General features: G+C 43.2%; 10 protein-coding genes. All 10 read left to right on the top strand.

Translation table 11 applies throughout. The features are described from left to right. The first annotated feature begins 119 nt into the window (after positions 1-119). The 10 genes from BO18_RS29680 to BO18_RS29630 all read left to right on the top strand — a co-directional run bounded on the left by BO18_RS29680 (position 120) and on the right by BO18_RS29630 (position 11,652). On the top strand, positions 120-464 hold the full coding sequence (locus tag BO18_RS29680; RefSeq protein ID WP_034452344.1) for a hydrogenase maturation nickel metallochaperone HypA: 345 nt from the start codon (positions 120-122) through the stop codon (positions 462-464). Between the two features lie 153 nt (positions 465-617). Then, positions 618-3,365, top strand: coding sequence for an FAD-dependent oxidoreductase (locus BO18_RS29675; RefSeq protein ID WP_034452595.1), 2,748 nt, complete (start codon positions 618-620; stop codon positions 3,363-3,365). A gap of 145 nt (positions 3,366-3,510) precedes the next feature. Continuing rightward, positions 3,511-5,613, top strand: coding sequence for a type I DNA topoisomerase (gene topA, locus BO18_RS29670; protein WP_051689304.1), 2,103 nt, complete (start codon positions 3,511-3,513; stop codon positions 5,611-5,613). A 155-nt stretch (positions 5,614-5,768) separates the two neighbouring features. After that, positions 5,769-6,548: a GTP-sensing pleiotropic transcriptional regulator CodY gene (gene codY / locus BO18_RS29665; RefSeq protein ID WP_034452342.1), complete on the top strand. Its 780-nt coding sequence runs from the start codon at positions 5,769-5,771 to the stop codon at positions 6,546-6,548. A gap of 206 nt (positions 6,549-6,754) precedes the next feature. Beyond that, the gene (gene flgB / locus BO18_RS29655) at positions 6,755-7,150 is read left to right on the top strand and encodes a flagellar basal body rod protein FlgB (RefSeq protein ID WP_034452592.1); all 396 of its coding nucleotides are present in this window, start codon (positions 6,755-6,757) and stop codon (positions 7,148-7,150) included. Positions 7,151-7,165: 15 nt separating this feature from the next. Further along, the gene (flgC, locus tag BO18_RS29650; protein WP_034452339.1) at positions 7,166-7,612 is read left to right on the top strand and encodes a flagellar basal body rod protein FlgC; all 447 of its coding nucleotides are present in this window, start codon (positions 7,166-7,168) and stop codon (positions 7,610-7,612) included. Positions 7,613-7,710: 98 nt separating this feature from the next. After that, positions 7,711-8,055, top strand: a complete 345-nt coding sequence (gene fliE, locus BO18_RS29645) for a flagellar hook-basal body complex protein FliE (RefSeq protein ID WP_034452337.1) — start codon at positions 7,711-7,713, stop codon at positions 8,053-8,055. 38 nt (positions 8,056-8,093) lie between these two features. After that, positions 8,094-9,713, top strand: a complete 1,620-nt coding sequence (gene fliF, locus BO18_RS29640; protein WP_034452334.1) for a flagellar basal-body MS-ring/collar protein FliF — start codon at positions 8,094-8,096, stop codon at positions 9,711-9,713. Positions 9,714-9,743: 30 nt separating this feature from the next. After that, positions 9,744-10,781: a flagellar motor switch protein FliG gene (fliG, locus tag BO18_RS29635; RefSeq protein WP_034452332.1), complete on the top strand. Its 1,038-nt coding sequence runs from the start codon at positions 9,744-9,746 to the stop codon at positions 10,779-10,781. Continuing rightward, the gene (locus BO18_RS29630; protein ID WP_034452330.1) at positions 10,774-11,652 is read left to right on the top strand and encodes a FliH/SctL family protein; all 879 of its coding nucleotides are present in this window, start codon (positions 10,774-10,776) and stop codon (positions 11,650-11,652) included. Before fliG ends, BO18_RS29630 begins: the two co-directional genes overlap by 8 nt. The last annotated feature ends 4 nt before the right edge of the window (positions 11,653-11,656 follow it).

Here is an 11,656-nt window from a genome sequence, read left to right as displayed (position 1 = left end):
GAGATGCCGGACGATAAACATGGGGAAGTTTATCTTTATCCTTGTATTATCGCCCGGTATTTTTCGCTCAAAATGTAACTATTTGTTTGTTTGAAGAAAAGGTTATTTAGGATAGAACTATGCATGAACTTGGAGTTGTTTTCCGCATAATTGATGACCTTACTGATCTTGGTAAGGAAAATGAACTGGAGAAGATCCATTCAGTAACTATTCAGCTGGGAGAGGTTTCAGGAGTTGTTCCATCTCTTTTAACTGATGCTTGGAAGTGGGCAGCTGACAGAACTGAACTAATGAAGGATGCTGAGCTTATTATTGAGACTCTTCCTGCAGTCACGTTTTGTGAGGATTGTAAGAGCGAATATGAGACAGTAACATATGGCAAGATATGTCCAAAATGTGGCAGTGAACACACCTATCTCTTAAAGGGCAATGAATTTTTGATAAAAGAGATAGCAGCCACTTGATATAGATTAAACGCTTATAATTTTAGAAAGTAGAGGGTAGAGTAGATGGATATGAATAATTTTGATATGAACGATCTGATGACTCCTTATTCTCTTGATCCAAATCGTAACAAAAAGGATCCAAGAGCAGGGATCATTCCTGAAACCGTTGATATGAATGCGCCTTTCCGTGAGCCACTGGCAAGGTTCTCAAAGGCTGTAACAGACAGAAAAGAGATCAAGCTTGGCCTTGAGAAGATCACAAAAGAGAGCCCTGAGTATTGGGGCCTTTACAACCTGATCACAGATGAGCAGTGTGAGATCGCTCTTAAGCTTGAAAAGCGTAAGCCAAAGACTTTCGAGCAGATTGCAGCTCTTTGTACTAATTATTCCAAGGAAGAGCTTCAGAAGCAGCTTGATGAGATGTCTTATAACGGCGTTATCGAGTGGAACTATGAGAATCCTAAGCATGAGAAGCAGTATGTACTTCCTATGTACGTTCCCGGATCAGCTGAGTTCGGTAACATGAACCACAAAGTTTTAGAGGCACATCCTGAGGCTGGTGCTTTCTTTGAGAGAATGAGCCGTATTCCTCTTGAGGGTCTTACACACATGGTTCCTATGGGCGGAGCCGGTGTTGGTATGCATGTTATCCCTGTTGAGAAGGCTATTGATATGCAGGGATCTTCCATCAATCTTGAGAAGATTTCCTACTGGCTTGATTACTACGAGGGAAAATATGCTGCATCACCTTGCTCATGCAGAAGATCAAGAAAGACATTTGAGCAGGGTTGCGCAGATGATCCTGAAGGATGGTGCATCGCTATCGGTGATATGGCTGACTATGTTGTTGAAACACAGAAGGATGGCCATTATATCACTAAGGAAGAGGCTCTTGAGATCTTCAAGCAGGCTGAGGATAACGGTTTCGTTCACCAGATCACAAATATTGATGGCCAGGAGAAGATCTTTGCTATCTGTAACTGTAATGTAAATGTCTGCTATGCACTTCGTACATCACAGCTCTTCAACACACCTAACATGTCACGTTCTGCTTATGTTGCACACGTTGACAAGGATGCCTGTGTTGCGTGTGGTGGTTGCGTAGAGGTTTGTCCTGCCGGTGCTGCAACTCTTGGACAGAAGCTTTGCAAGAAGAATGGCCAGGAGGTTGTTTATCCTAAGATGCCTCTTCCTACTGAGCAGAAGTGGTCACAGGATATGTGGACTGAGGATTACCGTGACATTAACCGTATCAATACTCACAAGACAGGTACTGCTCCTTGTAAGACAGCTTGTCCTGCACATCTTCCTGTACAGGGCTATATCAAGATGGCTTCACAGGGCAGATATGATGAGGCTCTTGCTCTTATCAAGAAGTACAATCCGCTTCCTGCAGTTTGTGGACATGTATGTAACCGTCGCTGCGAGGATGCCTGCACAAGAGGTACTATCGATCAGGCCCTTGCTATCGATGAGGTTAAGAAGTTTGTTGCTATGCGTGACTTAAACGCAGATACAAGATATATTCCTAAGAAGGTTATTCCTAAGCTTGGTGGCGGCTTTGACGAGAAGGTTGCTATTATTGGTGCAGGTCCTGCAGGTATTTCCTGTGCATACTACCTGGCACTTAAGGGATACAAGCCAACACTGTTCGAGAAGAACAAGAAGCCCGGCGGAATGGTAACTTATGGTATTCCTTCCTTCGTTCTTGAGAAGAACGTAGTTGAGGCTGAGGTAGATGTTCTTAAGGAGCTTGGTGTTGATATCCGTCTTGGTGTTGAAGTAGGTAAGGACATCACACTTAAGCAGCTTCGTGAAGAGGGCTATAAGGCATTCTACATTGCTATCGGCTGCCAGGGCGGTCGTGGAGTAAATGTTCCCGGAGAAGACGCTGAGGGCGTTATCAAGGGTGTAGATATCCTTCACGATGTAATCGATGATGAGAACTACAAGCTTACTGGCGATACAGTTGTAATCGGTGGTGGTAACGTTGCTATCGACGTTAGCCGTACAGCACTTCGCTGCGGATCACCTAAGATCACTCAGGTTTCTCTTGAGACCCGTGACATCATGCCTGCTCTTCCTGAGGAGATTGAGCTTGCTGAGTCTGAAGGCATTGAGTTCAGAGGCGGCTGGGGACCTAAGGAGATCCTTACAGAGAACGGTAAGGTTAAGGGCATCGTATTCAAGAAGTGTACTCAGGTTAAGAATGCTGAGGGACGTTTCGATCCTAAGTATGATGAGAATGACACAATGGAGATCGCATGCTCCAACGTTATCCTTTCAGTAGGTCAGGCTACCGTTTGGGGAGACCTTCTTAAGGATGAGAACGTTGAGTTCAGAGGACCTGCTCCTGTTGCTGATAAGATCACATTCCAGACAACAGTTCCTGATATCTTCGTTGGTGGAGACATGTTCTACGGACCAAGATTTGCTATTGATGCTATTGCTTGTGGTAAAGAAGGTGCTGAGTCTATCCATAGATTTGTACAGCCTCATTCTTCACTCACAATCGGACGTGATCCAAGCTTCTTCATTGAGCTTAACAAGGATGATATTTCAGTTAAGGATTATGACCATGTTGGACGTCAGGTTCCTGGCAACAAGAACACTGATGGAAAGCTTTCCTTCCGTGATACAAAGCTTGTATTCACAGAAGAGCAGGTTAAGAAGGAGACTTCACGTTGTCTTAGCTGTGGTGCATCTATTGTTGATCCTAACAAGTGTATCGGTTGCGGACTTTGCACAACACGTTGCGAATTCGACGCCATCAAGCTCACAAGGGACAACCCTGATGCTTCAACCATGAGAAAGGCAGAAGAGAAGCTTAAGTACATTCTTCCTAATGGCGCTAAGCAGGCCCTTGCAAGACCATTCGTAAAGAAGACTCCAAAAGAGACTGCATGGCTTAAGAAGTGATATTACTCATAATGAGGGTGGCCTTGTGGCCACCCTTAATTATGAGAGCAATACTTGACTTAATTGAGAAAAGTGTATATTAATAAGAAAGTGATGCTTAGTTCACTTAGTCAATATTTAAACTAGAGGGGTATTTGCAGTACTTATGGCAACAAAGAAAGATACTAAAAGTAAAAAGAATTCTCTTTTGATAGTTGAGTCACCAACCAAGGTTAAAGCTATCAAAAAGTTTTTGGGCGCAGGGTATGAGGTTGCTGCCTCAAACGGACATGTAAGAGATCTTCCCAGAAGTACCATGGGAATTGATGTTGAGCATGACTTCGAGCCCAAGTATATAACTATCAGAGGAAAGGGAGATGTGCTTGCGGAGCTTCGTAAGCAGGTCAAGAAGGCCGATAAGATCTATCTTGCAACTGACCCGGACCGTGAGGGGGAGGCTATCAGCTGGCATCTTTGCTATGCCCTTAAGCTTGCAGAGGCAGATGCAAAGGTTCAGAGAGTAACCTTTAATGAGATTACCAAGAATGCGGTAAAAGAAGCTATGAAGCACCCAAGGGATATCGATATGAACCTTGTGGATGCTCAGCAGGCAAGACGTGTTCTTGACCGTATGGTGGGATATGAAATTTCTCCGCTTCTCTGGTCCAAGATAAAGAGAGGTCTTTCAGCTGGTCGTGTTCAGTCTGTTGCTCTTCGTATCATTGCTGACAGGGAAGAAGAGATTGACTCCTTCATCCCTACTGAGTACTGGACACTGGATGTAAACCTTTCAGTTGATGGCGAGAAGAAGCCTTTAGTTGCTCATTACTATGGTAAGGGCAATGAGAAGAAGGAGATAACTTCCAAGAAAGAGCTGGATGAGATCTGCAAGTCATTGGAGGGTCAGAAGTTCGTTATTTCTGATGTAAAGAAGGGCGAGAGGAGCAAGAAGGCTCCACTTCCGTTTACTACCTCTACACTTCAGCAGGAGGCTTCAAAAGCCCTTAATTTCTCAACTCAGAAGACCATGAGAGTTGCGCAGCAGCTCTATGAAGGAATTGAGCTTGGTAAGGAAGGTACAGTAGGTCTTATCACTTACCTTAGAACAGATTCCACAAGAGTATCTGACGAGGCTGTAGCAGCTGCCAATGACTACATCAAATCAAACTTTGGCGAGAAGTACCTTGCTGAGGGCGCTACAGTTAAGAAGAATGAAGGAAAGATCCAGGATGCTCACGAAGCAATCCGTCCTACATATATTGACCATACACCTGTAATGGTTAAGGATCATCTCTCCAGAGATCAGTTCAGACTGTATCAGCTTATTTGGAGAAGATTTATGGCAAGCCGTATGGCTGCTGCAAAATATGAGACCACATCAGTTAAGATTGATGCTGGAGAGCACAGATTTACTGTGGCTGCATCCAAGACTGTATTTGATGGTTTCCTTAATGTTTACACTGACGATGAGGACCAGATTGAGAAGAATGTTCTCATGAAGAACCTTGATACTAATACTAAGCTTAAATTCGTTTCCTTTGAAAGTGCACAGCACTTTACTCAGCCGGCACCTCATTATACAGAGGCTTCTCTGGTACATGACCTTGAAGCTCTTGGAATCGGAAGACCAAGTACCTATGCTCCAACAATCTCCACTATCATGGCGAGACACTACATCACCAAGGAGAACAAGAGCCTTTACATAACCGAGCTTGGCCAGGCAGTTAATAAGATGATGATGGAAGCCTTCCCTCAGATTGTGGACGTTAACTTCACATCCAACATGGAAGCTCTTTTAGATGGTATTGCTGATGGCGAAGTTAAGTGGAAGACTGTTATCGAGAATTTCTATCCTGATCTTAATGAAGCAGTAGCTGCTGCAGAGAAAGAGCTTGAGAAAGTTCAGGTTCAGGATGAGGTAACAGATGAGGTCTGCGAGCTTTGCGGACGTAATCTTGTTATCAAGTATGGCCCTCACGGAAAATTCCTGGCTTGTCCCGGATTCCCTGAGTGTAAGAACACAAAGCCATATTTTGAAAAGATCGGAGTTTCCTGCCCTAAGTGCGGAAAGGATATTGTCCTTAAGAGAACAAAGAAGGGCCGTATCTTCTATGGCTGCATAGATAATCCAAACTGTGACTTCATGTCATGGCAGAGACCTGTTTCCAAGAAGTGTCCAAAGTGCGGAGGACTTATGTATGCTAAGAACTCTAAGCTTGCCTGTGGAAACCCAGAATGTGGTCACGTGGAAGATAAAGAAACTAAATAACGCTAATTTTCTGAAAGTTTCTGAAAACTTCACCTTATTTTAATAATTGTAGGCGCTTTATTATTTGAAGCGCCTATTTTTTTATGCTATGATACAAATAGCGTAGTGAGATTTTATACGCTTTTTCGTTCAATATCTTGTAAAGGAGAACTCTGATGAGTAGTGTACAACTACTGGACAAGACCCGTAAGATCGGGAAACTACTTCATAACAGCAATTCAGGAAAAGTAGTTTTCAACGATATCTGCAGAGTGTTGTGTGATATTTTATCCTCTAACATGTTCGTCATCAGTAAGAAGGGTAAAGTATTAGGAATTGGTGAGAGTGCAGATGTAGAGTCTTTGACGGGACTTCTTGTTGACAGTGTAGGTTCATTTATTGATCCTATGCTGAATGAGAGACTTCTTACAATTCTTTCCACTAAGGAAAATGTAAACCTTGAAACACTGGGATTTGAAGGCATTGATTCCTCTAAATTCCAGGCAATAATCACACCTATAGAAATAGCTGGAGAGAGGCTGGGAACTCTTTTCATATATAAGACAGAAAAGCCCTACGACATAGATGATATTATTCTTTGTGAGTATGGCACAACAGTAGTTGGACTTGAAATGCTAAGGGCTGTCAATGAAGAGAATGCTGAGGAGAGCAGAAAGCTGGCAGTTGTTAAATCGGCAATAGGAACTCTTTCATTTTCAGAGATGCAGGCCATCATCCATATATTTGATGAGCTGGACGGAATGGAAGGCGTGCTTGTAGCCAGTAAGATCGCAGACAGAGTTGGTATCACCAGAAGTGTAATTGTAAATGCCTTAAGGAAATTCGAAAGCGCCGGAGTAATAGAATCCCGGTCCTCTGGAATGAAAGGCACCTACATCAAGGTAACCAACGATGTGGTCTTCGGGGAGATAAAAAAGCTAAAGCAGGAACTATAATTTGCCGATAAATATTGTAAGTACATCAGTATTTGCGACAGGGATGGATTTAGATGAAAGGATTTATCACAGGATAAATCCTTTCTTTGTTTTTATCATACATTTTGTAGACAAACCTTTCAAAAAACACAATATAAAGTATATAACACTTGTATTTTACGCGAAAAAATCATATTATTAATAATAATGCGAAGGAGGGGATGAAAGTGATAAACAGCAATGTCTTTGACTACATTAACGTGCTGGATAAGGCCGCTGATGCTTCCTGGACCAGGAACGAAATAATTGCTAATAATATTGCTAACATCGATACACCCGGCTACAAGAGGCAGGACCTTAACTTTGAGGATGAGCTTGAAAGAGCTCTGGGCCACTCCAGGTACAAGACCATGGATGCTAAGGTCGCTGACCTTAAGGATAAGCATTTACAGGCCAGGGTTGTTAATGACTACTCCGGATTTTCCTACAGGACTGATAAGAACAATGTTGATATAGATACTGAAAATGTTATGCTTGCAGCCAACCAGCTCAAGTACAACGGTCTTATGGAAGGCATTAAGGCGGAGTTTAAAAACCTTGCTGCTGTAACCAAGTCATCATAATGAGGGAGGTGTCAGATGAGCATATTTGATTCTTTTAATATCAATTCATCAGGTTTGACGGCTCAGCGATTCAGAATGGATATCATTTCTGAGAATATCGCCAATGCCAATACCACCAGAACTGCTGATGGCTCTCCTTATGTGAGAAAGGTTGTCAGATTTGAGGAAAAGGGTACACAAACTCCTTTTTCCAGGATACTTAACGAACGGCTTGACCATTATTCCGGTCGCGGCGTTAAAGTTACCACTGTTCAGGACGACACCTGGACACAGATGAACGTCGTATATGATCCATCTCATCCTGATTCTGATGAGAATGGTTATGTTACCTATCCTAACGTCAATACGGTTACTGAGATGACGAACCTTATTGACGCCAGCAGATCCTATGAGGCTAATGCAACAGCTTTTACAGCAAGTAAGGCAATGGCTACCAAGGGGCTGGAAATAGGACAGAGCTGAGCTGAGAACACCTGGCGAAGTCTTTTTGAGCCTGGTGTGAACTTGTTACGCGTAGCGTAACTTCCTTGTTTTTATGGGAAAATGGGAGGGAATCTTAAATGGCATCTCTTGATATTTCGCAGCTTCGAAACGTAAGTTCAGATGTTATCAGACATGCAGAGAAGACAAACAGCAGAGTATACAATGTTCTTGGCGACGACCAGAAGGGGAATGACGAGTCCTTCAAGAGCATATTTTCAGCTGCAATCGACAACATAAACACCACAAATGCTTATTTGTCCGATGCTGAAAATGAGGAGATCAAGTGGGCTTTAGGTCAGACTGACAACACCCACGATCTTTCTATTGCTTTACAGAAGGCATCTACAACTCTTCAGTACACGGTAGCCATCAGGGACAAGGCTATGGCGGCTTACAGAGAGATTACTCAGATGCAGATCTAAAGTTTTAGTTGTTTTATATATATGGGGAGGGAGAATAAATGCCTGAAAGAATTAAAGCTATTTGGCAGCGAATTCTCGACTGGTGGAATCAGTTCACAGCCCGTCAAAAGACCCTTATCATTGGGGCCAGCACGGTTGTACTGCTTACCATCATTATTTTGGTGTCTGTTTTAAATCAGCCACAGTATATTCTATTGGCAAATGCCAATTCTACAAAAGAAGCTTCTCAGATCAAGGAGCTTCTGGATTCTAATGCAGTAAATTACAAGATGTCAGATGATGGTTTGGAGTTTAAGGTCCTTAAAAAGGATCAGGCTTCAGCCAATCTTTTGCTGGGTGCAAATGATATCCAGTCCTATGCATACAGCATCGATAATGTTACAGAAGGCAGCTTTTCAACAACAGAGTCTGATAAACAAAAGAAATATGTGCTGTATTTAGAGAGCCGTCTGGAACAGGACTTTATTGCAAAGTTTGACGCCATTGAAAGTGCCAATGTAAAGCTTCACATTCCTGACAATGACGGAACACTCATTGGTAATCAGGAAGATTCATCAGCCTGGATACTTCTTAATCTCAAGGAAGATGGAAAGTTTGATGAAGAAAATGCTGCTTTCCTTGCTAAGGCGGTTGCTGTTGCTATCGGAAATGAGAATACTGACAATATCGTAATCCTTGACAGCTTAGGGAATATGCTCTTTTCAGGCGGAGAGGATACCACCACTTCAGGTCTTGCTTCAAGCCAGCTTACTGTTAAGGCTAAAGCAGAACAGCTCCTTAAGTCAGAGGTGAAAAAAGTTCTTCTTGGAACAAAGCTTTACGACAATATAGAGGTTGCCAGCAATCTGGTAATGGATTTTACAAAACAGGAAGTTGTTGATCATCAGTATACACCTGCTGAAGATCAGACTCAGGGTGTACTTAGCCATGAGGATACCTACAACGCTGAGAATGTCAGTGGAATCAGTGGTATTCCTGGTACAGATACAAATGCTGAAGATGAGACTACTTATGTAACGCAGGATAATACCAATTCCACATCAACTATTACTGAGGAGTCAAGGGATTATCTTCCAAATGAGAAGATCACTACAACTGAGAGTGTTCCCGGCGCAGTTAATTATTCTAACAGTTCAATTTCTGTTACAGCCATTAACTACGCAGTAATGAAGGAAGAGGACTATAAGGCTGAAGATCACGAGAATGCAACCTGGGAGGAGTTTAAGGCAAGTAATACTGAACCTTTAGTTTCAGAGGTTCCTGAAGCCATGATCAATGTAGTGTCTAAAGCAACAGGTATTCCGGCAGAGAATGTTGCTATGGCAGCCTATACAGAATATGTATTCTTTGACAGGACAGGAAGTACTATCACTGTTACAGATATACTTCAGATTGTTCTTATCTTTGTTATTCTTGGACTTCTTGCCTTCATCATTATCAGAAGCATGTGGACATCCAAGAAGGTGGAGGAGGAGCCGGAACAGCCGGAGCAGCTTTCTGTTGAGCAGCTTCTTGAGTCACAGCCTGAGGAGCAGCTGGTTGACATTGAGATGGATCAGGGCTCTGAGACCAAGAGGCTTATTGAAAAGTTTGTTGATGAGAATCCCGAAGCTGCAGCTACGCTTCTTAGAAACTGGCTCAACGAGGACTTTGGTTAAGTTATTTATTTGTTAGTGGGGAGTTAAACTATGGATGTAGAAGTAGAAGCTAGTGGAAATTCGCTAATAGCGGATTTTACCGGAACTCAAAAAGCGGCTATTCTTCTGATCGCACTTGGACCAGAAAAATCTGCTGCCATATTCAAACATCTTAAGGAAGAAGAGATTGAGGAGCTGACACTGGAGATTGCCAATACCAGGTCAGTTACATCCCAGATAAAGGAAGCTGTCCTTGAGGAGTTCTACGGAGTGTGCCTTGCTCAGCAGTACATTGCTGAAGGTGGTATCACTTATGCTAAGGAACTTCTTGAGAAAGCTCTCGGTGAGGATAAGGCTCTTGATGTTATCAGTAAGCTTACTGCTTCCCTGCAGGTTAAGCCTTTCGAGTTTATCCGTAAGACTGAGCCATCACAGATCCTTACTTTCATTCAGGACGAGCATCCTCAGACCATTGCCCTTATTTTGTCCTATATGTCACCTGCTCAGTCTGCCATGATCCTTTCAGCTCTGGCACCTGACAGACAGGCTGATGTTGCTAAGCGTATCGCGGCCATGGATAGAACCAGCCCTGATACCATTAAAGAGGTAGAGAAGGTTTTGGAATCAAAGTTGTCATCTCTTGTAAATCAGGATTACACGATTATCGGTGGTGTAGATGCAGTAGTAGAGATCCTGAATACTGTAGACCGTGCCACAGAGAAACACATCATGGAGACTCTGGAAATCGAAGAGCCAGAGCTTGCAGACGAGATCAGAAAGAAGATGTTCGTATTCGAGGACGTTCTCCTTCTGGACGACAGATCTATTCAGAGAGTGCTGCGTGAGGTTGAGAACTCTGACCTTGCTCTTGCGCTTAAGAGTGCTACCGAGCAGGTACAGACAGCTATCTTCAACAACCTGTCAAAGCGTCTTGCAGCTATGATCAAGGAAGATATGGACTTCATGGGCCCTGTTCGTATGAAGGATGTTGAGGAAGCTCAGCAGAAGATTGTTAACGTCATCAGGAAGCTTGAAGATTCCGGCGAGATCGTAATCTCCAGAGGCGGAGGTGATGAGTTAGTTGTCTAATCTTTTTAAGGCGGGTTTTGTAAGCTTTGATGCTTCAGAAGCCCGAATAATCGACAGTAATGAGTTGGCTAACAAAAAGATCGAGGCCTTCCAGGAGCAGGAGCTTAGAAGACAGCGTGCAATGATGTCTCAGGAAGAGGGATACGAGGAAGGCAGGGAAGGGGAAGACTTTATTCCCGGTATTGATATGGAACAGCTCACCCAGCTTACAGAGGATCAGAGCATGTTACAGTCAGTACCACCTGATCCTCAATTTGATATGGAAGCAATGCAGGCTGAGATCGACTTGAAGCTCCAGCAGGCACAGGAACAGGCTGACATGATCATTCAGAATGCCAATGCCCAAGCTGAAGAGATCAGGAATAATGCCGTAGAAGAGGGAAGAGCCCAGGGGTATGAAGCTGGCTATCAGGAAGGTGTTGCTGCAGCTCAGGCTCTTCAGGATGAAATAGAACAACAAAGAGGTGATCTGGAAAAGGAGTATCAACAGATTGTAGATGAGCTGGAACCTGAGATGGTGGATATCCTGACCCAGATCTATGAGCATGTCTTTAACATAGAACTCAGGGAAGATAAGGGAATCATACTTCATCTTCTTAAGACAACTCTTTCCAGAATTGAACCGGGAAATGATCTGATCGTTCATGTCTCATCTGATGATTACGATGAGGTAATGGATGAAAGAGATACTCTTCAGGCAGCTATTACGTCACCGAATACAACTATGGAGATCATTGAAGATCCTCTTTTGAAGGAGAATGAATGCATGATCGAGTCTGACAGTGGGGTATTTGACTGCAGCCTTGGAGTTGAGCTTTCTGAGATAACACGTAAGCTTAAACTCCTTTCCTTTGACAGAAAGAAAAGATAATTAG

The sequence above is a fragment of the Butyrivibrio sp. AE2032 genome (genome assembly GCF_000702965.1).
Note: the sequence above shows the minus strand (reverse complement) of the source record. Positions and strands in the feature narration are given on the sequence as shown.